The sequence below is a fragment of the Halosegnis rubeus genome (genome assembly GCF_009184545.1).
Lineage (GTDB): Archaea > Halobacteriota > Halobacteria > Halobacteriales > Haloarculaceae > Halosegnis > Halosegnis rubeus.
The window spans coordinates 13,355-33,558 of record NZ_QJOW01000006.1 but is presented as its reverse complement, the minus strand read 5'-3'; the positions used below and the strand labels follow the sequence as shown (position 1 = coordinate 33,558).

15 protein-coding genes and 1 pseudogene are annotated in these 20,204 nt (G+C 54.5%); 8 read left to right on the top strand and 8 right to left on the bottom strand.

All coding sequences use genetic code 11. The features are described 5' to 3' along the window. Nucleotides 1-54: 54 nt before the first annotated feature. From DMP03_RS14675 to DMP03_RS12255, 4 genes and pseudogenes are all read right to left on the bottom strand, one after another. Nucleotides 55-168 (bottom strand): annotated as a pseudogene (locus DMP03_RS14675) (ADP-ribosylglycohydrolase family protein); the annotation flags it as partial. Continuing rightward, nucleotides 161-487: a DUF7344 domain-containing protein gene (locus tag DMP03_RS12265; RefSeq protein ID WP_152120841.1), complete on the bottom strand. Its 327-nt coding sequence runs from the start codon at nucleotides 485-487 to the stop codon at nucleotides 161-163. The gene DMP03_RS12265 and the pseudogene DMP03_RS14675, both read right to left, overlap by 8 nt. Continuing rightward, entirely contained in the window at nucleotides 480-2,273 is a 1,794-nt protein-coding gene (locus DMP03_RS12260; protein WP_152120840.1) for a HEAT repeat domain-containing protein, read from the bottom strand. The genes DMP03_RS12265 and DMP03_RS12260 overlap by 8 nt, the downstream gene beginning before the upstream one ends. Further along, nucleotides 2,273-4,387 (bottom strand): vWA domain-containing protein, encoded by a 2,115-nt coding sequence (locus DMP03_RS12255; RefSeq protein ID WP_152120839.1) that lies wholly within the window; start codon nucleotides 4,385-4,387, stop codon nucleotides 2,273-2,275. The genes DMP03_RS12260 and DMP03_RS12255 overlap by 1 nt, the downstream gene beginning before the upstream one ends. Before the next feature lie 318 nt (nucleotides 4,388-4,705). On the opposite strand from DMP03_RS12255, the gene DMP03_RS12250 reads away from it, so the two are divergent. From DMP03_RS12250 to DMP03_RS12240, 3 genes are all read left to right on the top strand, one after another. Further along, nucleotides 4,706-6,271, top strand: a complete 1,566-nt coding sequence (locus DMP03_RS12250) for an ATP-binding protein (protein WP_152120838.1) — start codon at nucleotides 4,706-4,708, stop codon at nucleotides 6,269-6,271. Between the two features lie 270 nt (nucleotides 6,272-6,541). Next, nucleotides 6,542-7,567, top strand: a complete 1,026-nt coding sequence (locus DMP03_RS12245; protein ID WP_235908769.1) for a hypothetical protein — start codon at nucleotides 6,542-6,544, stop codon at nucleotides 7,565-7,567. A 147-nt stretch (nucleotides 7,568-7,714) separates the two neighbouring features. Then, a complete protein-coding gene (locus DMP03_RS12240) occupies nucleotides 7,715-9,331 on the top strand; it encodes a hypothetical protein (RefSeq protein ID WP_152120837.1) in 1,617 nt (538 codons plus the stop codon). A gap of 141 nt (nucleotides 9,332-9,472) precedes the next feature. Here the strand turns inward: DMP03_RS12240 and DMP03_RS12235 are convergent, their stop codons facing one another. The 3 genes from DMP03_RS12235 to DMP03_RS12225 form a co-directional block, all read right to left on the bottom strand. Then, entirely contained in the window at nucleotides 9,473-10,360 is an 888-nt protein-coding gene (locus tag DMP03_RS12235) for a hypothetical protein (RefSeq protein WP_152120836.1), read from the bottom strand. 296 nt (nucleotides 10,361-10,656) lie between these two features. Then, nucleotides 10,657-11,331, bottom strand: coding sequence for a hypothetical protein (locus DMP03_RS12230; RefSeq protein ID WP_152120835.1), 675 nt, complete (start codon nucleotides 11,329-11,331; stop codon nucleotides 10,657-10,659). A 252-nt stretch (nucleotides 11,332-11,583) separates the two neighbouring features. Further along, nucleotides 11,584-12,519, bottom strand: coding sequence for a TFIIB-type zinc ribbon-containing protein (locus tag DMP03_RS12225; protein WP_235908749.1), 936 nt, complete (start codon nucleotides 12,517-12,519; stop codon nucleotides 11,584-11,586). A gap of 192 nt (nucleotides 12,520-12,711) precedes the next feature. Here DMP03_RS12225 and DMP03_RS12220 point away from each other — a divergent pair, with 192 nt between their 5' ends. From DMP03_RS12220 to DMP03_RS12210, 3 genes are all read left to right on the top strand, one after another. Next, the gene (locus DMP03_RS12220; protein WP_152120834.1) at nucleotides 12,712-13,128 is read left to right on the top strand and encodes a hypothetical protein; all 417 of its coding nucleotides are present in this window, start codon (nucleotides 12,712-12,714) and stop codon (nucleotides 13,126-13,128) included. A gap of 118 nt (nucleotides 13,129-13,246) precedes the next feature. Further along, entirely contained in the window at nucleotides 13,247-14,803 is a 1,557-nt protein-coding gene (locus DMP03_RS12215) for a hypothetical protein (RefSeq protein WP_152120833.1), read from the top strand. Nucleotides 14,804-14,869: 66 nt separating this feature from the next. Then, nucleotides 14,870-15,973, top strand: a complete 1,104-nt coding sequence (locus DMP03_RS12210) for a hypothetical protein (protein ID WP_152120832.1) — start codon at nucleotides 14,870-14,872, stop codon at nucleotides 15,971-15,973. Between the two features lie 30 nt (nucleotides 15,974-16,003). Here the strand turns inward: DMP03_RS12210 and DMP03_RS12205 are convergent, their stop codons facing one another. Next, the gene (locus tag DMP03_RS12205; protein WP_152120831.1) at nucleotides 16,004-17,494 is read right to left on the bottom strand and encodes an outer membrane protein assembly factor BamB family protein; all 1,491 of its coding nucleotides are present in this window, start codon (nucleotides 17,492-17,494) and stop codon (nucleotides 16,004-16,006) included. A gap of 294 nt (nucleotides 17,495-17,788) precedes the next feature. On the opposite strand from DMP03_RS12205, the gene DMP03_RS12200 reads away from it, so the two are divergent. Continuing rightward, nucleotides 17,789-18,985 carry a site-specific integrase gene (locus DMP03_RS12200; RefSeq protein ID WP_152120830.1) on the top strand — a complete coding sequence of 399 codons (1,197 nt, stop codon included), beginning with the start codon at nucleotides 17,789-17,791 and terminating at the stop codon, nucleotides 18,983-18,985. Then, nucleotides 18,975-19,631: a hypothetical protein gene (locus tag DMP03_RS12195; protein WP_152120829.1), complete on the top strand. Its 657-nt coding sequence runs from the start codon at nucleotides 18,975-18,977 to the stop codon at nucleotides 19,629-19,631. The genes DMP03_RS12200 and DMP03_RS12195 overlap by 11 nt, the downstream gene beginning before the upstream one ends. Nucleotides 19,632-20,204 lie beyond the last annotated feature (573 nt).

The following is a 20,204-nucleotide window of genomic DNA, read 5'->3' as shown; positions in this document are numbered from 1 at the left end:
AGCTCCCGTGCCGATTGCTAACTGTGGGAAGATCTCTGCAACCTCATAGACGGCGCGTGGGTGGTCAGCAGTGATCTCCTGGGCGCTCTTGAATTCGACCGGTCGACCGAGTGCGTCGCCACAGGCGAGACCGAGTAAACAGGCTTGTGCGTTCGCTCTCTCATTCATCGGCCGTCACCAAGAGTTCGTCAGCGTGGTTCTCGATCAGCGTGAGGAAGGTCTCAACCTCGTCGTACTGAGGGCCCTTCATAACCGTTCCAGTTTCTCGATTCCAGTCGATATATCCAGCCGCCTCTAACTGTGGGAGGTGGACGTGATACAGTTCGATATCTGTGTTGTCCAGAGCGTCTGATTCCTGGAATGGCTGCAGCCTATCGTCTCGCTTCAGCCTGTACAGAATCACGCGTCGCTGTTGCTTTGATAGGACTTCCATGAGACGGTCCATTCTCGAAGACGTGAAGACGTCAGGCGGTTCGTTGTCAGTCATCGCGTTGGTCCCCGTTGTTGATCTGAGCGAGCGCCCACGATGCCCTCGTGCGGACATCGGCGTTGCCATCATCGCGTGCTCGGTCTTTCAGGGCCGAGGTCGCGTCTCGAGCACAGAGGTACCCGAGCGCCCAGCACGCGTTCTCACGGACGAGCGGATTCTCGTCCGACAGCAGCTCCACGAACGTCGGCGTGACGTGTTCGACCGACTCCGGGAAGTCCTCGGCTACGCGGCTGAGAGCACCGCTCGCATTGATTCGCGTGTAGGTGTCCTCAACCGTCAGTAATGCGGTGATCTCCTCGGTGTACGGCTCGACCACGTCGGTGTGAACGATCGCCACGTCGCCGATTAGTCCGATTGCGTTGTTCCGGAGCTTGGGGTTATCGGCGTCGAACAGAGTTGCAACATCGTCGACGATATCGACGGCGATGCTCGGGTACTCGCCCACGATCCGTCCAAGCCCAGCGGTCGCGTTCAACCGAACGCTGTCGGACAACGAGTCACGGAGGGTGACTTCTCCAAGTGTCTCGGCGACCGGTTTGACTTCCTCCGGATACTCGCGCGTGATCCGCGAGAGTGCGTACACCGCGTACTGGAGTCCGTCGGCGTCGTCCTCAATGATCGTTGCAAGCGACGGTACGGCGTCCACAGCATCCTCGGGGTCTTCCTCAGCAATCGCAGCGATACATCTGGTCGCTTCACGCCTGACGGAGACAATGTTCGACTGCAGATACGGTACGAGTTCGTCGGTGAGCGGAGCGATCGCCCCCGGATCGGCATCACCAATGGCGCGGAGAGTGGCCAGCACGTCGGCCCGAGCGGGTAGCTCGTCACGTGCCAATAGTGACCGAAGGATTGGAATCGCCGGCGTACAGTCCTCTGGGCGCACCACCGCCACCCGACGGAGTGCCTGAACTGCGTCCTTTTCCCGGAACAGATCAACGTCTCCGCGATCCAGAAGAGCGAGGATCGATGAGATACGGACCGCCTCTGGATTCACATCCGCGAGTCGGCGGAGCCCAGTTGCCTCCTCGGCAGGCGTCTCTGCGCTCGCCGTGTAGAGATTCGGTGGGGGATCGACCACGGAGAGCAACTCGATTGCGTCGACGGGAACGGTGAATTGGTCACTATCGGGGGCGAGCGGCGTGCATTGGAGCGCTGGCGCTGCCGAAGGCCGTTCGAGTGTCACCGCGTGGAGGGAGACGTCGTGGCACAGCTGCGTTCGTTCGGCCCCATCATCGATGTACGTGAGTTCGAATCCGGGCGCATCGGTGTGGTCGTCGAGAAACGACGATAGCATCGACGCGTTCGCCGGCATGATTCCGGCAGACGTCGGGAGTCCACCGTCGGTCATTAGGTCACGAACCCACGGGAGATCAGGATGGATGTCTCCCCGTTCGACCGCGGGAACAAACTCCCAGGCGTGGTAGTGCTCCCACCCGTCGACATCACTCAAATCGAGGTCGTCGACAACGACGTAGCCGTCCGCGTCCGGGTGCAGGTCGGCGATAAGTGATAGCCGCTCGCGCCGGAGTGGGAACTGCTCGTACCGACCATCGGGCTGTTTCTCGCCGAGCCACTCGTCCCAGTCGTCGGGGTGGCGGCCGACGATGTCGACGACACCCGGAATTGCGGCCTCCTCGGCCAGCGTCTGATTCCCGATAGCGTAGACCGCGTGCGGCGTCTCATGTGCGAGATGACGCACCCACTCCAGTGGGACGGCGTCGTGGCGGGGATGTGGATTCACGTCGACAGTCCAGTCACGGTCGAACGCGAACACGAGCATTAGTCACTCACCTCGCGCGGCGTCGCGGGCGCCTGCTGACACAGTGTTTCCAGGAGTTCCACCTCCTGCCGCATCGACTCATCATCCACAGCCGCCATCTCATCTGCGAGGTAGCTGCGAAGCTGGTCGAACCGCTCGGTATATCGATCAGGAACGACCAACGGCACGGACTCGCGCTCGTGCTGGCCGCGCTGGTCGGGGAGCAACCAGTCGTCGACGCCAGTCGCGGCGTCAGCGCGGTCGTGGAGGTCAGCTGCCCACGTCCGGAGTTCGCGAGCGTACCTGGCGAGCGCGACGGCCTTCCGGACGCCCTCATGGGCGTATGTGCTGGACTCGTCGGGAACGTCGACGGTGACGCGCTCGGTGTACTCACCACCGTCCCGTTCCGTCCACGAGGCGACCAGATCGAGATCGGCGTCCGAGCTCGTCTGTTCGAGGCGGACGAGGACGACGCCGCCCCGAGCTTCGCCATCCTGCTTGGCGGAGGGAAACAGCGTCCCGACATGCATCAGGCGGTCGGTCGCGGCGTCCGCGGACGGCGATCCGTGAACCGCCTCGATCTCGTAGCCGTCTGCGTCAAGGTCGAGGTTCAGGTCGTACACCAGCGGGGTAACCATGTAGTCGAACTCCTCTCCCAGCCGACGCTCGAACTCCGCGGCCGAGTGGATGAAGTAGTGGTTCGCCCCACGGATGCCCGACAGAGTGTCCGCTAGCTCCGCATTCGCGTCCAGCCCCATCCCGACGAACGTCGTGTGGACGCCCTCGGCGGCCGCGTCCGCGAACAACTGCGTGAGTTCGCTGTCCCCCGTCGTCCCCGTGTTCGGCATCATGTCGGTCATAAAGACGACACGGCGCTCGACATCAGGACTGGGCGTCCCGCCGACCAACATGTCGACAGCCGCCTCGAACCCGTCCGCGAGGTTCGTACTGCCGCCAGCAGCGATCTCACGGATGTGGCGACGGATCGCCGGCATATCCGTCGTTCCGACATCACGGAGAGGTTTCGCGACGTGGGCGCGGTGGTTGTAGAGGACGACGCCCAGGCGGTCCTCATCGTGGAGCTGCTCGGTAAGCGCGCACAGCGACTGGGTCGCCGCTTCGAGTTTCGTCGCCGCATCATCCTCGGCCTCGCGCTTGCGCCCGTGTTCGTCGTAGTAGTACGCGTCGAAGGAGCTGTCCATCGACCCGGAGACATCGAGGACGGCGACGAGATCCAGCCGCGGCCGTTCGAACTCGTCGACCGAGAGCGTCGAGTCCAGCCCCACCGACAGGTAGCGCTCGGTCTCCCCACTGATCGGGTGGTCGCTCGCGGCAGCCGCGTAGCGCGGCGCGAACAGGGCCTCCGATTCGGTCCGCGTCCCCGTCTCGAAGTGATAGTCGTAGAACAGCCCCTCGTCGCTGATCGCCTCCGGCTGTGGCGTATACCCGTTCGCGACGTTTTCCCGAAAGTTGGCCACGTCTTTCGCCCCGCCAGCGGCGAGTCCGACCGTCTCCGGGCTCGCCATGTCCGCACTTGCTGGCGCCGGTGATGCGCTCTCCATCACCTGGTTTTCGAGCATCTGATCGGCCTCGGCGGTCTCCCGAAGTTCGTACGCGTCGACGTGGCGCCCACAGGACTCACAGACGTAGTCGGGTGGGGTGACCGACCTGTCGTCGTCCATCGGCGTCCAGTCGTCGACGAGCGAGCGGTCATCCCGAACGCGACGGACGGTCGCTCTGGCATCGATGATTCCGAACGGTTCGTCAAGGGAGAGCTGTGACGCAGCCTGCGTGACGGCTGCTCCAGCTGCATCGACGACCTGTCCGGGTCGAAGCCATCCCCCGCAATCAGGACACTCAGCCCTGGTGTCGTCTGCGGAGGTGACAGGGGCAGCGCCCAGCAGCCCCGAGATGCGGTGGGTTGCCCCGGTTTTCAGGCCCAGGAGTGCCTCGCTGTCAGGAGTGGCGAGTACCGTGAACTGCTTCCCCGATTGATCGGCGACCAGCAAGCGGTGGACGTGTTCTCCGTCGCAGTCGATGGTTCGCCGAGTGATGAATTCGACTGCGATATCGTGACGCTTCCCGTCCTCTATGTCCGCGTACATCGTATCCATGGTGTCTGTGTGGCGTGCCATTCCCCGGACAGCCAACGGGTGGTTGACGACAGTGTGTGCGCTCGCCCCGGAAACGAAGGGGGAGAAACCATCATTACGATGCGTCTTTATCCACCTTCACACTCATCAGTGTGCGCCAAGATGTGATAAATGCTTCGCCAATGAGCAAGATAGAGCAGATATTAGGGAATGAAGACTCATCGTAGTGTTCCTTATATCGTGATTGGTGGAGTATCATACTCTAGAAGATGGATTATGAGTATGTAACCACCGCTACACTGTTGGGTATTGAGCCGAAACAATCATTGCGAAGGAGGTCATGGGTTAGTCAACAAACCCATGCCTATCGACGCTGGTGACGCTCTCGTTCGGGCGCTTCACGACCATAATCCGTGGTGGGAACACGGGACAGAAGCATTCTCACTCCCGGCACGGCAAAAGAGCGATTTCTATCATCTCGCCCGTCCCGACAAGTCCGACAGCCAGTTCGAGGACCAACCGCTTCTCGGCCTCGTTGGACGACGGGGCGTCGGGAAAACCACGCTCCTCCACCAGTTCATTCACCATCGCATCGAGACTGGCGACGATCCGGAACGATTCCTCTATCTGCCCTTCGACGCCGACCCGCTCTACCAACTCCAATCGGACGAACAGCTGCGACGCGCAGTTCGGTACTACGAGAGCAGGGTTCTCGGCCGCATTGAAGCAGACCACCCACACTTCATCCTAATCGACGATGTTCACCAGATCGAGCATCCGAACAAGCCGACCATCGACGGGTGGGGCGTCCCCGTCGCAGAATTGCTCGAGGACGTCCCGGGACGACACGTCGTCTTGACCGCCAGCGCCGGTATTCAAGTCGAACGGGAACTCGAAAGCGTCGCGATGCCGGCCGAAGACTACGATATCCAGCCCATTCTCCCCGAGAAGTTCCGGGACTACCTCTTCACGCTGTATCCGGATCTTGAGGAAGAAGACAGTCGCGTGAGCCCCACCTCACTCCGGACCGGGGAGAACAGCCTGCCAACGGCTCTCCAGAGTGGCGAGATCGAGTCACTCGTCGCAGAGCTTCGAGAGAAGTACGAGAAGGTTGCAGACGTCGAACGACGCATCCAGTCACAGGTCGTCGACTATCTCGCGATGGGCGGGACCATCAGCTACGACCTTGACGGCGCCGCCGAGTCGGCAGCAGACCTGACGCCGGATGACTACACGCAGCTGCGCGAGGACGTTCGCGATGCCCTCTACCAAGAGGTCCCCGGCTTCGAATCGATTCAAACGATCGCGGATCTCGAACGCCTCTGTGCGCTCGCCGCCCGGAACCGGGGGGCCGAACCGTTTCGGTATCAGGACCTCGTCGAACTGTTCGACGTCGACCGGCGGACGATCGCCGATAGCTATCTTCCCGCCCTGGCAGAGCTATACCTGTTGACCGGCGTTACCGAGTACGACAACAGCCGCCCCCGGTCGGTGCGACTCTACCTCCGTGACACAGGGCTAGTGACCGCGCTCGCCGACGGCGACGCCTCGACCGTCCGCAACGATTTTGACCGCGAGGCCGACCTGGCCCGCGTCGCGGCGTTCGACCACACGATGCGGTTCGCCTACGGGATCAACGCCATCCAGGGCAATGACGAGACGCCAGCCGTCCAGTACTGGCGTGGGCGAGAGGGTGAGGTCGACTTCGTCTTCGAGGTGGACGGAACCCCCGTCCCGTTCGGGCTAGCGTATCGGTCACGCGAGCGTGAGGAGTCACTGGAAGCCGTTCGAGAATTCAAAGAAGCGTACGACGTGCCACTTGGATTCATCCTCGCTGGTGATACGGTTCGAGGCAGACAACCTATTGAGGATCTCGGTGAGGGAATCATCCAACTTCCGTACTGGTTGTACTTGCTCCTATGCTAGGTCGCTACCTAATCGGTTGTGAGGTCGGACCGAGGAACCAAGCTGTGAGAGCGATGACGAGGCACACCGACTACTCGATAGCACGAGAGACCTTGCGGTGATTGAATGTGGATCACAGCCACCAATAGAAGCGGATTCGTGACTGGAGTGAGCTGAGGACATAGCATACTCACAAATATGCCATATCTTGGACTGTCTGACGGTGACGAGGTACTTCCTCCACAGGTCCCGGACGGATCGACAGTTGCGTGTCCAGTTTGCGGCGAGGAGATGTCAGTGGTCCGGTCCTACAACCGCGGGAGCACGTTCGTCTCTCGGCACTTCAGTCACAAGGGCGGCGGGAAAGGAGATGGCAGCGGAGCCGGTAGTGGTGATGGTGACTGCCCAGGGGAGTCCGAAATCCATCACAAGATGAAGGCTATCGCATACGCGCGCCTGGAAAACGACTACCCGGAGGCGACTATTGAACTCGAGTCCGACCTCGAGGGACGCATTCCTGACGTGCTATTGGAATTCCCCGAGCCGTGTGATCCATACGGCAAGGGAATTGCAGTTGAAGCCCAGTACCGGAATAAGGGAAAAGACAAGGAAGCAGTCGTAGCGCACTATCTTGATCGGGAGTACAGCGTTGCCTGGCTCGAGGAAGACGACTTTACGACTCACGATGTTGACCTCTCCGGCATTCTCTCGGTGTGGCCGTACGCCCTCCCGGACCGATACGGGACGGAGGGGTATCCCGACGTGACGCGGTGGCTCTGGCAGAAGAAGAACCCAACTGTAGAGATTGAAGTCCCGATTCCTGCAGACTACTGGATGTCGTTCGACAAGTCGGGAGAGTGGGTTACTATCGCGGAGAAAAACATCAAGCGACGAGGAAGCGCTCGAATTTCCAGAACGCCAGACGGGCATCTAACGTTCTCACTTGGGAAGGCAAAGAGCTGGGGCGAAAGCGAGTCGCTTTCCGTACAGGTTGTTCCTAATGACGTTGTGAAACTCAGGTCCTTTGCCGATGATTTGGAGCGAAAGGCGTTCGGGGAGGACCGACCGTCACCGGAAGAGTGTGATCCAGAGTGGCATGAACTCAGTAAGAGATGGTTGGAGGGATCGCCAACCGTGACGGCATGGATAACAGCTGCACTACCGGACCCAGATGGAGACTCCGATGTCGTGGTGACGCTGTGGAAGAAGCAGAAGGAAACGGAGCGTGTGGCAATGCGAGTAGAATCGTATGCTGCGGAAAATCTACGTGATCTCGCAGATCTCCTTGACCGAGCCTTCGAGATTGAGAAGAGCTGATCGCTGCCATCCCAAGTGTAGTTATGGATGTCAAAGCCGCTGAACGGGATTCGTCTCAGAGTGGAAGACTCCCACCCCAAGACAGTATCACCTCTACAGGAGAGCCGCCCCCCAATACCTATGCGGTTGACAACAGACCAGGGTAATATGCCAACTAAAGCTATTGTTGCGTACGAAACTGACAGCGAGGGATCGTTCGACCTACATTTCAGTATGAACGGTGGTGAGCGGTTCCATCTGAAGCCGTATCTCGAGCACTATCTCGAAGGAAATCTGACCAAGACGCTACTCGAAATTACAGCCGAGAAACCTGGCGATTTTAACGATGAGTTAGTAGACTGGGTAGAAGGTCACGATAGAGCGGTTCAGCCCCGGGCCCGTAGTTCGAATGTTCCTCTAGAAGAGATCGGACAGCACATCAATTTCCTTCATATTGAAGCGTTGTATCTCGTCCGTGAGGGCGGTGTGGAGGCGTATGTCCCCGTTTGGATCTACCCGAACGTACTCCGAGCACTTAGATCGATGGTCGAACTCACGGTCTATCCACTCGAATCGTTCGACCCACAAACGGGAATCGACGAGACTGCCGACGTCATCACCGAGATTTCTGGTGACGATTTCTCCTCTGCTTCACTCGAGGATCAACGTCTGCGACGATTCATCGAGGAGAATCACCAAGGTATACTCCAGACAGTCGTCAGTCAGATCAGAGATGCGCATTCGCAAGAAGATCTTGAACGAACTGGGTTGGTGATGAATGAGGTAGTACAGATCGACCCAGTCACGGCAGAAGGATCACTCCCAGGTAACGATGGAAGGGGGGTTTTCGTCAAAGTACCGTACGATGACGAAGGGGAAAGACCAGTTGATCAAGATGCGGTTATGACAACGGGCCAGATACAACGGGTTGAGAAAGCAAGAAACTCGGAAAGAGAAGAAGCAGAAACTCCATCGAGTGAGGAAATCCTAAGATCAGAGCTCTCCATCGTCGCTGAACTTATTCGTCGGTATGGTTCCCGAGTTGCAGAATTCTCTCCATCTCCCTATGATGAATACGTTGATTCGTATTTCGACCGGTTAGGAGTTCGTGCGAAATCGGACGGGTCTCAATATAGGGTAACGGAGATCGGCGGAGAGATTCTCACGTTGGCTGAACATAATTCTGGAATACCTGAAGGGCAAGGAAACCTAGGGGGTAGACCTAATTCATCATACGAGGTACGCCGATCCGGTGGTTCCTCACACGAAGAGAGGGTTTTTGACCGACTATCGAGAGGTGACGTCGTCAGAGCGGTTCTGGATCGTGCTGAATCACCTGCACGACTCGAATCGCTCTCGTTTGAGCATCACTGCCCGATGGTGGTCAGTAGAGCGGACGTTCAGCTAGATATAGTCGAAAGCATCTACGATGATTCGTTAAGTAGTGAGAATACAGATGATGAACAGGAGTTCTCCGGAGTGAAAGCTGTCGTACCTAGCTCGTACGAAACACTGGCTGGAGAGAAAACTGCCGTGGCGGAACTGTTCCTTGCCGAGGAACCCAAGGGCGAAGACCGGTGGACATCTGCGGTTCGAGGCGAGATGCCTGTAGTCTTCTCATTCGCCCAATTCGAGGGGGAGCCCAGAGAGATTATCGCGTGTAATCCACCTTCGACAGCCTACTGGTATGCCTTGTCATTCGCTTTCGAATGTACCGGCCTAGCGAGCGAAATCCGTGAGAGATTGGATATGCCGTATGAAAATTTATCCGAGAAACTAGGGTAGGGGTTTTGTAGCGCGTGCGGTGATTTTGAGTCTCATTTGATTCGACCGAATCAAGCCACGTAGTCGCTTCAAACAAGAAATATCGCACTCTTAGACAACTATTGACGGAGTGCCGCATCAAAGCCGGTCATGCCGTCGTAATCAAATCCCGACCGTAACCTGCCAATCAATCGAGCCAGCATCGTAGACGAACTCTTCCTCTTCCCGTCCCCCTGGACTGTTTCCGATTGCGACCATCTCCGTTATATCACCCCAAGCATCACCATAGTGGTTGGCAGGCTCTTGAACTCTGAAGAATTGGGGGCGATTCCTTTGATCCGTAGAGCGAAAAGATATCGGATGGTCGGGCGGAGAGGTTTTCGCCCAAGAGCTACCTTCGGTATCGAACGCCTCGTTGTACATAATCTGATCTGGTTCGACATCCGTCCTCCAGAGCGCGTCGAACATCAACGTACTGTCGCCGTATCTGGAACCGAAGAGGGTCCCGGGATCGTCAATCTTGAATATCAGAGTATCCTGGCAATTACACTCGTTCCTTCGCTCAACGAATATCAGGGCAGAGCGTTCCGGCGGCGTGATTGTTGGTTCTGAAGGTGGTGTGTTTTCCCCGTGCTTGATCTTAGTGAGGTTAACGTCGCCGCGGAGCTGCAAGACAATCTGATTGCGTAGATAGGCACGCTGTCCCAACACTGGATCTACACTCGGGAGGTCTTCTGGGGGGTCTATAACCTCTACAAGCGCCCTCAGCTCTCCATCAACCGACGATTCCATCAGGGCGTATATCTCGTCAATAACACTCTCGAGTTCGGATTCGAAATCAGTCGCACCTCGGAGCCGCGGAACGGTATCCGTCGGTAAGAGTCGAAGCCAGTTTCGGAAGTGGCCTTCCATCGCAGGGTGCTGGGGGACGTAATAATTCAAATCACGAGTATCGAGCCCTATCTTCTCCATGTACCGCACTCGGATCTCCTCCCACTCTGACCACGATACAGAGCCAGCCTCCTGTATCCACTCGTCCAGAATCGACATACTACGAGTACTCTACATCACGAGAAAAGAGTTGGCAGTCGCAATTACGCAGGCTCCAGGGTAACTGTCAGTGGCTTCTCGCCGCGCTGAGCATCTGTTCTCAGTGAACCGATAATAGACCAAAGCCGGATATCGCTATGCGCTACACTTTAAGTGTAAAAACCTATGCACTGTGTAGTAATAGAAACCCTTCCATGAGCAGTTCGTGACCGACTAGCGCTGTCAATTCAGAACGACCGGCGACATCTACCACCGGGGGAGGAGATCAACAGAGCCAAAAAATTGTATATGTCGATTCACCAATTAACACCTGTCACTACCCAGAAACCGATGTTTCCTGCACCAATCCTTTGGCCCAGAGTGTCACTCTCTGCCAAAGTTTGCTTCATCAGATCCACGTCGCCCCATTTGTCGCCAAATGTGTTCTCGGGTGAATCTATTTCGTAGTAGTATCCGTCGCCGTTGGGTTCAGTTGTAACGACTGAAACAGGACGTTTTGGTGGTGTGACTCCTGCTACAGACTCAGCCTCCATTCCACCGTCTTCTAGGGTGAATGCAATATTTTGAATAACATGCTCTGGTTCGAGTTCGGCTTCGAGAATCGAATGAGAAGCTTGTGTCATCGAGTGCAGAGTAGGTCCGAATATGTCAGTGGCATCCTCAACAACGTACACGTACCAGTCTTCGAGGTTCTTCGAATTTGTACTGGTAACGACGACTGACATACCATCATAAACAGAATTCCCGCCCTCACTGCGTGCCTCAAAATCAGCATCATCACGAACTCGTGAGAAGTCAAAGTCGCTACTCCCTTTGAAACGCGTGATGATCTTATTAGAGATCAAATAGAGGTCGAGTGGCTTAGGTTCTGCTCCGCCAAGTGTATCCTCCGCGGTTTCTTGGACAATTTCTTTGAATGCCTCGTATGGACGATCTGTCTCTCTCAATCGGAGAACTGAATCCTCGGGCATCAGAAGGGGCCAATTATTATTTCCTAAAAACGCTGTTTCGTTCTGAAAGATTTGGCTGTCGGGGAGACGAGATCTGTAATCTGGTTCCTCGCTAAATCCTAAATCGGAGACATACCGTTCTCGAAAATTTTGCCAGTCATCGTCAGAGATTGCTCTTTTTTGAGGAAGCCAAGGGGGATCCTTAGTCAAAGTCACACACAGACTGAGAAGACGGCGCGTGATAAATATCCCACTTTCCTATCATCTGGCGAGTCACCACGGCCACTGATGCTTGGATGCGAGTATGTCCCAATTTGTTTGGGGAAGCTCAACCACCTCAAACGGCTCGATCCCACTTTCTTCGATTCGACGTAACATACTGGCATCATCGGCCCAACAACCGTCGAAGAACTCACCCGCATCCTCTATCCGATAATACTTGCGCTGAGTCCGTTCCGGCTCTCTTATAATCCCAACTGTGACAGTTTCAAACGGGGGAGAGTTATCGACATTATTGTGCTCCAGCTCTCGATTAAAATCTTCAAGCGATTCCCAACTTGACCGATCCCGACCGATATCTCTCTCTGAATCGAACTCATATTCTGACCAATCCCGCCCTGGTTCATCTTTGTCAGCTACAACCAGCCCGCAGCTTTCACAGATAGTCTCTCCTTGTTTCTCGTTGGCAACGAGATCCATTGAACCGCACCCGGGGCACTCCTGTATCTCATCTCCGTCTGGTCCTTGGTCTTGTGGCCCTCCATACTGTGTAGCGCGACGGCTTTCGTCGTCGCTAGGGTCGGCCCGAACCTGGTCTACACTGTCGTCCTCGCTTTCGCTTGTTGTCCCATCGTCGGGTGAAATTAGTGCTTCAGCTTCCAAGCTCTCTGGAAGACTATCGATAGAAATCCACGACTGGTATGCACCCGGTGGAACACCGTACCGTTCCCGAGTGACTGTATGTCGGTCTGTGTTTTCCGGTTGGAATTTCTTTTCGAAACGTCTCTCGATCTCGTCGAGAGCCTCCATATTTGAATCCGAGTCCGGGAAGTACTCCGAGTAGATGTTGTAGTCATCGATACGTTCCGGATAGAGACCGTATTCCTCAAACAAATTCTCAACAAACTCTACTATCGAGTCTGGAATTTCGTAGCCTTCAGTCTCAGCAAATTCAAAGTATACACACAATCTGGTGGCCTCTCCTTCCATAGTATACGTTTTAGCTGTCAGCAGGGCTTAAAACCACTCGTACTATAGAAGGCCGATGAAAGTGAGACAAGTTTGTTGACTTGACAATTAGTGGCGTATTTGAGCGGCCGTGCAAAACGACGTTTGTATCGATCACCCTCTCATCGATATCTCTACAATAATCTTATTTATAAACACAGATGTAGTTTAGATATGGGCCAATCAGATACTCCCTCCGCTTGTTTGGAGTGCGATAGTGAAGATGTTGAACCAGTCGATAATAAGTCAGAGAAAAGTCAGTTTATCTGTTCAGATTGTGGATTGGTGATGGATAAGCGAACCAGTTCAAAACTAGATACGGATGTGGATTGGCGAGAAAATTACGGTTCCAAATCCTCTAATCAATTCGTCCGTGCTGACTGGCGCGAACAAAGCAGACCGGCTATTGTTGGGTTAATTAGAGAACCAGACCGTACACATCATGAATACTATAAAATTGAGAACCCGAGAAAGTTTTTCGAAGAATGTTCTGGCGAGCAGGACGAATTAAAGAAAATCAGAGAAAGCGATCTTGAGCCGTTTGAAACATTAGAGCTTCCTCATATTGAATGGAGATACTCAACGCATTAGTCGCTGAGCTCACTCTTTGCGTTCAACGAATCACCCGTCATTTGCTGATGGTTTCAAACGAGCGGGAGAATTGAATCCGGCCTCGGATTTATTTCAGTTGGTGACTCAGTAGAGTTGTATGGACGGTGAGCACACCTTTCGAGTTCTTTCCATCGACGAAGAACGGGGACAAATCCAACTGGATCCAATCGAAGAATCAAACGACGAATTTCTCGATGGCAGCGGTGATGTACGAACCGTCTCGACGGAGAGCAATGCGGATGTTGAGACCGTTATCTCGTTTCTATCACCTGGGCACGTAGTTCGGGCTACGCTAGAGGACGGTTCCCCTGGCAGAATAACGAGTATTGAACATAGAGGTGGGGCGGAGCTGCGAGACTTGGATCCGCGAACAGTACCCCTGGTTATCAGGTCATTTGCTGATGGCCACGACGACGTTCCGGATATTTTCGAACCGCAGCCCCAGGAGTCAAGCCTAGTTGCCGCGCGGTTACGCGATCAATCTGTCGTAGATCCATTAGCTGAGAAGCCGACTATCGGTGAGATGTATGTCTGTGTCCCTTCGAAGGATGGTAACCGGTCGTGGGGGGCATTCCGAGGAGGTGAGCAAAGCGAATCGATTTACGGCTCATTCCGAAGTATGGACGGGAGCCCTGCTGAGATTCTTGTTGGGAATCCACAGGATCGGTCGTACTGGTACGCGCTGATCTTCAAAGACGAAGGTTCGACGGTGGCCCAGAAAGTACTCGCTCAGTTCGGGTCCCTCGATAATGGCCACTATACCCCTGATCCATCAATCAACCTTACTCGTGCGCTGGAGGAGGAGCATCTCCCCGCAAATCCAGACGAAAATCCGCGAGATCTGTTAGGTGAATCGTACCAAGGGATGCCAGATTCGTTGATCCCAGAACAAGCGGGGCAGGACACTATCGATATGCTCGCCGAGTTCCTGCTGATGGTTCGAGAGGTAGATTTCTTCGGATCGTTCGACTCATTTGAACCGAACCAGGTAACCGTGGACGAATACGAGTCTTACAGCACGACATTATACAATCTATTCCACTTTCACGTTCAAATGATGAAGGCGATCTACCAGTCCGTATCCGACGGAACTGAAGCAGATGATCTTATGACCGATGGTGAGATACCATCAGCGGAGTTATTCGCCAAGTCCTCATTCAGGACCGCGTCTCGTATTCATCGTCTTGAATCGTATCTTGACCGGATGGAGCAAGTTGAGATTGAGATGTACGTTCACGACCTCTACACAGGAGGTGGTCGGGAACTGAAAGAAAAACTAGCAAAGAACGATATTCACGGTAGTGTACCGAATCGGATGCGTGCGTCGATGGGTGAAATGAGGGAGTTGGTCGAGGACTTCCAGAAGGCATTTGAAATGTGCGAGATGGTCGTTCAATCAAATGTATCCAATGGAGAGGTAGAGTACGACTTCCGTCTCAACGAAGACGCGTTCGACTACGTGAACGACTTCATGTCCGGACTTCTCGAAGACAGTATGGGGATGACACCCGGAGGTGAACACGATCCCGAAGAGGCGAATCTTGACACGGCAAGAGTACTGGGCGGTCAGATAACGCAGCGGTACGATTGGTTAGACCCTGCTGCCTCGGGACCGATGGGTGAAATGTGGAAATCCGCGGGTCCATACGGGTAATAGCGAAGGTCTCGGTAGACACTTTCCAACGTGAATATATGTCTTCCCGTCACCACTGAAAATAGCATGTCCACTCTCCCCGATGGCTGGATGGTTGATGAATCGGTCCGCGAGACAACGCATAATGAGATGTCCCGGGAGTTCCCTGAATACATCGAAGACCAATCAACGCCGGCGACGAAAACATTCGCTGGCTATGTGAGCCCCGATGAGTCCACGATCGTTGCTGTGGGAGAGCTGAACCGTCCCGGTATTCCGGACAACAGCGGCCTATACATCTATGTCTACGAGGTTGCAAGTGGTATGGACAAAGCGCCTTTCTGGCTATTCAGCGGCGGCGACGATGTCGATACTGCGCGAAGCTTGGCTCGAAAAGTCGTTGTTGCACGAGACGAGACGCCGTATGACCCGGGAGACATCAAATTCCTCAGTGACCTGCGAGAGCGTGTTCCTGAATTAGATGTTCATACGGAATTCACCGCTGAGGATTACGGGCAGGAGTGGGTTGAGGAACAAGGAATAACGTTTGAGTCTCCTGGGCCAACCGGCCACCCGCTTGAATCGTACCTTTCGGGATACGTCGCTGGAATCCAGTTTCAGAAGTATTGGCCGAGTCTTGAGTGTGACGAGCTAGAGTGCTCAGCAGAGATCGAAGGAGGGAACCAATCTAGCTGGGAAATGAATTCAACACTTTACATCGGGGAAACTGATGAGGGTGTGTTCGTCCCGGTTGGTTGGCGCTGTGTGAAGCATCCAGTTGAAAACCTGGACTCGTTCATGGCGGATCTACCCAGTTCCGATGTCGTCTCAGAGTGGGAATCCCGCTTAGACGAAGAACAGTCACTAGTTAACGAGCGGGTTGAAGAACTCGAAGCAGCTGGAGCCTTCGACGATGGCGATGATGATGATGAAGATGGTCCCGAGTGGAGACGGAATGTAGGTAAGAACCATCAGGCCCGGAAGGAACTGGAAGAAGAAGGAGTCCTTGAGGAATATACTGAAACCGAACAGGAAGAACGAGCAAAAGTAATGGGCTTGTCGATGGGCCCGAATATTGAGCGGTATTTCCTCGTCCGGTGTAACCTCGACTGTCTGTGCTTCGGTGGGTATTACCAGAACCTCTCGTACATTCGGGACCCTGCTGTCCTCGACGAACAGGAGTACGTTTAGTAGACTCTATGGGAGCTGTAGCTTGAAAATCTAGCACTCCCTATTAGCATCGACGTTTATTGCCAGCCCTCTGGTTACGAAAGTCAACGATTCGGAGTCAGGACAGAACGTCATAGTCCCCGGTTGACTCGGTGTCTCAAACTGCCAGACGATCTCCCCATCCTGCTTGTCTACCGCGTATACTGTGTCATCGGCACCGATATAGACTGTGTCCTCGTCCTGCGTAGGTGGTGAGAAAATCTGGACTGCAAGCCATTGAGTGTCACCCACGTGGTCGGTTAGGGATTCCCAGATGATTTCTCCCGAATTAGGGGAGATTCGCAAGAGCCCTTTGTTTGTCGGCGCGAAAATATCGTCGTCAATTATCGGTTGTTCAGCGAATCCTGTTCTTGATTCCTCTTCTTTTGGACTGTCTCGTTGGGAGGAAGAGTCGAAGGCCCGCCAGTCACCACTCTGCTGTCCGTCGTCAGTCGTGGTTCCAAGGTCCCTTTCATCGCCCGGATCAGGGTCTATATTCGGTTCTACCCACGCGACGTCACCTGACTCGGCTTGTAAGGCGACGATTTTGTTGTTCGTGCTGACGAGTGCGTGATCCGAATTTGCAATCATTTCAGACGTTAGAGACTCTTCGGGAGAATATGTCCAGATTTCGTCGCCAGAATCTTGAGCTATTTTATGCACACTCTCAGGAGTCGTGCCGCTCTTCCCGTCTCCTCTCTTCAGAGCATACACGTGTTTCTCGGTTGGATACACTGCGATAATTCGCTCGTTGAGTTCTCCCACCGCTCGATACTCGCCGTCCGAAGAGAGTTCCCAGACCGTGCCCTCGAAATCGCCGAAATAGCAACTATTGTTCAACGGAACATGCCGTGTAGTCGTTTTTGTAGGCGTGTCCTCCAGATTCCACAGATTATCACCCGATCTAATGTGATACGCTCTATGACTTCCTTTGGTTTCAACAATTACCGTCTCACCAATGAGTGTCGGGCTACGGTTTGTTCGCTCGGGGAGCTGGGTTGACCAGATGACATTACCGGTCTCTGAGTTCAGTCCGTACAGTTCCTGTCCATCCGTCAGTGCGATATAACCGTTCGTAACCGCTCCAGGTGGGGTTAGTTGCTTCCCGTAAATGTTATGTCCGAACTGCCAGCGAATAGGTGGGCTCTTTGTTCTGACGTTTGCTATGAGAAGGACAATGTCTTCGTTGTATTCCCATTCGGGGCCTTCTCTATCGTACAATTCAGCGTCACTACGTGTACGAAGGACGTCTGCAGACGGATACAGGTCGCGGAGTTTCTCCTCTAACTCGTCTATCTTAGCTAAGTTGTCCTCTCGGTCCTCAAATATCTGTGAGACCTCCTCAGTTCGATTATCTCGTAGTGACGCGTAGCCTGAGCGTCGGAAATACTCCCCGAACAAGCGCTCTACGGCGTGCTCGCCTAATTCTTCATCAGTTTCCGGAGCAATCACTCCATCTTCATCTTCCGGTGGCAATACACGCAGCCGAAGAGTCTTAGTCATTGATCGTGATTAAAACGCTACTATCAAAGTCGTTTCCCGAATAGATAGATAGGTGACTGGATCTAGTATACATTTAATCAAACAATCTTGAGATTGAGAAAAGCGGAGAGATATGACGAACCCTCCATATAGCAACATACGGTTTACCGCTTGTATATATGATCCTATTCCAGGTTTAGAAGTTCTAAGCGCCCCAATATCTCGGTTTTAGCATTTCCGTTTATTCTACTTGTGCTTACTCGAATAAGCACAAGTGGATTTTAGTGGGTCGCCGCCCTCGGGTCAGCCACCCCAATGCCCGAACGCCGGCCAACCGATACAGAGGCCCACAAACCCCTGGAAAAAGCCGTTGAGGAGTGGGTACAGAAGAAAGCCAAGCCTGGTGGCGGCGGGAACTACGCCCGCGAAGCCGACCGTGTCCTCACGGCGTTCATCGACTGGACGCCCGACTCCGTCGAGACCGTACGCGACATCTCGCGACGAACAATGATGCAGTACGCCGAATACCTTCACCGTCGAACCGACGCACGCGTCGCGGATCAGGACGATGAGGCAGGTATCACAGGACGGACTGCCCAGCAATATTACGCTCTTGTCCGCGCGTTTTTCACCTACTGCGTAAAGTGGGGATACCGGGAAGAGAACCCCGCCGAGCACAAGCCGGCTCTGGAGGAATTGCCCGATGCGTCGCTCGGCGCGAACGGTAATCGCCAGCAATTCTGGAGTCCGCAAGAGCGAACGGCCTTCGTTCAGTACGTGGATGAGCGTGCACACGACGCGATCTCCGAACGAGGGAGCAACGCTGTAGAGGAAGCGCGGGACCGAGCGCTCGTCTACCTATTCGCGTACTCTGGCGCGCGGAGCGCTGAACTTCTCCGTGATCCCAATGATTCGCGCCGGACAGGTGTCACATGGGCGGACGTGGATCCCGAAGCGGGTGTGATTCGGGTACTGGGGAAGAGTCAAACAGCCGGTGAGGAGGTGCAGTTACCAAGTCAGGCCCGCTCGGCCGTACAGCAGTATCGCAAGATTCTGGACCCACCGACGGAGGAGTGGCCGGTGTTCCCGACACAGCACGCGCCGTCATTATACGAGTGTGCGCGTACGGAGCTTGGCAATCGCGTAGATAGCTTGGAAGCCGAACTCGAGGCAGACGGTCCAGACGCAGTTCTACGTCGGTATGAGATTTCCCCACCATCGATCACGACTGAGACCGTTCGGAATATCTTCCGCCGACTCTGCAAGGAGGGTGAGATCCCTGTTGAGGGCGAGCACGAGTACTTGAAACCGCACGGAGCGCGCCGCGGTGCTGGCGAGGCCCTCTATCGGGCAGAGGGTGCTTCAGCGGCTCAACGTGCGCTTCGCCACGAAGATCCGTCCACTACATCAAAAATGTACAGTCACATTGAGGCGAGCGAGCAGGCGGAAGTCGCGAGTGACGCATTCGAGAAAATCGACGAACAAACCACGACCGCGGACGATGTCAGCTGAGAACTTCTCGTTTACCCGATTAAGTCCAGAACGAGCGAGTAACGCCTTCACCTCCCACAACCGGGGGAGCAGACGGGAGACCGTCGATATCTCGGCAGTCTTCGAGTCCGGTGATTTGGAGGCGTACGCAATTCAGTACGAAACAACGGCCCAGAAACACTGGGTCCGAATGCACGAGCAGCGTTCAAACGAGAGTTTCGAGCACCTACGGTTGAAGGTTGTACTCGCGGATTTTCTCTACCAGCTCGGGCACGATGTTGCTCGCCCGCTTGAGGAGTGGGAGCAGAATGAGTGGCGAGTTATCGATCGGGACGTAGTGTACACGTGCTTCGAACGGCAGTACTCAAACGGCCGTGCCGACATCGCGTATTTCGAAAATGGCACCCATATTATCGGTGAGGCCGGGAACTGTCCAGCAAAGAAACTCATAAGGGGTGGTGTAGATGCGGATAATGCGGTTTTCTTGCTGTTACCGTACGGCTGGCTGGAATTCGAAACCGAGCGATCAAAGCCAGTAATAGACATCGATGAAATTGATGAGCAGATCTCAGCGGCGGACGCGTTCCCGGCGCGGTTCGATATCACTGCGGAGATTGTGGCCTTCATTCGTCCCGGTGAAAATCTTGCTGACTGTCTCTATCCCTGACTGATTTATCGTCGACATTAGCGAGGAGACATTAGTGTCAGGGGGGGGTGACTAGGACCATTCCGCCCCAAACCCGCTCTCGACCCAATCTACGTCCGTATTGCTAGGGTCCACGGGATCGAGGTAGTCTATATTACTAAGTCGTAGAGTCCATGAGTCACAGAGTCATTGAATCATAGATTCAGTGAATCAGTGAATCTAAGATTTTTTGAGTGGTTGATTCCAGGATTCAGTGGATCACAGAGAATCTCGGAGCCAGCGACTATTTGAAACACTGAATCAATGAATCAGTGAATCCAAGAGATAGAGATTCAATGAATTACCCACCACGGGAAGTACAGAGTCACTGATTCAGTAACTGCCAGTAGCAAGCTCCATTCCTCGAGGAACCAGCAAAGCGAGAATTCCATAATGCGTTGAGTCAATGAATCAGTGATTCACTGATTTTCAGCAAATATAATACCGTGATCGCTTATTAGCACCATATACTACGGAATACAGCACTTTATCGGTTCAAAAGCGGTATTGGATGTCTGACGTGGATTTATGAGTCATTGAATCAATGATCGTACT

Coding starts and splice junctions, on each gene's coding strand:
- DMP03_RS12245 (WP_235908769.1), top strand. CDS start 6,542: ATGTCAGTGGTCCGGTCCTACAACCGCGGGAGCACGTTCGTCTCTCGG.
- DMP03_RS12260 (WP_152120840.1), bottom strand. CDS start 2,273: ATGCTCGTGTTCGCGTTCGACCGTGACTGGACTGTCGACGTGAATCCA.
- DMP03_RS12195 (WP_152120829.1), top strand. CDS start 18,975: ATGTCAGCTGAGAACTTCTCGTTTACCCGATTAAGTCCAGAACGAGCG.
- DMP03_RS12235 (WP_152120836.1), bottom strand. CDS start 10,360: ATGTCGATTCTGGACGAGTGGATACAGGAGGCTGGCTCTGTATCGTGG.
- DMP03_RS12230 (WP_152120835.1), bottom strand. CDS start 11,331: ATGCCCGAGGATTCAGTTCTCCGATTGAGAGAGACAGATCGTCCATAC.
- DMP03_RS12200 (WP_152120830.1), top strand. CDS start 17,789: ATGCCCGAACGCCGGCCAACCGATACAGAGGCCCACAAACCCCTGGAA.
- DMP03_RS12250 (WP_152120838.1), top strand. CDS start 4,706: ATGCCTATCGACGCTGGTGACGCTCTCGTTCGGGCGCTTCACGACCAT.
- DMP03_RS12265 (WP_152120841.1), bottom strand. CDS start 487: ATGACTGACAACGAACCGCCTGACGTCTTCACGTCTTCGAGAATGGAC.
- DMP03_RS12255 (WP_152120839.1), bottom strand. CDS start 4,387: ATGGCACGCCACACAGACACCATGGATACGATGTACGCGGACATAGAG.
- DMP03_RS12240 (WP_152120837.1), top strand. CDS start 7,715: ATGCCAACTAAAGCTATTGTTGCGTACGAAACTGACAGCGAGGGATCG.
- DMP03_RS12210 (WP_152120832.1), top strand. CDS start 14,870: ATGTCCACTCTCCCCGATGGCTGGATGGTTGATGAATCGGTCCGCGAG.
- DMP03_RS12205 (WP_152120831.1), bottom strand. CDS start 17,494: ATGACTAAGACTCTTCGGCTGCGTGTATTGCCACCGGAAGATGAAGAT.
- DMP03_RS12215 (WP_152120833.1), top strand. CDS start 13,247: ATGGACGGTGAGCACACCTTTCGAGTTCTTTCCATCGACGAAGAACGG.
- DMP03_RS12220 (WP_152120834.1), top strand. CDS start 12,712: ATGGGCCAATCAGATACTCCCTCCGCTTGTTTGGAGTGCGATAGTGAA.
- DMP03_RS12225 (WP_235908749.1), bottom strand. CDS start 12,519: ATGGAAGGAGAGGCCACCAGATTGTGTGTATACTTTGAATTTGCTGAG.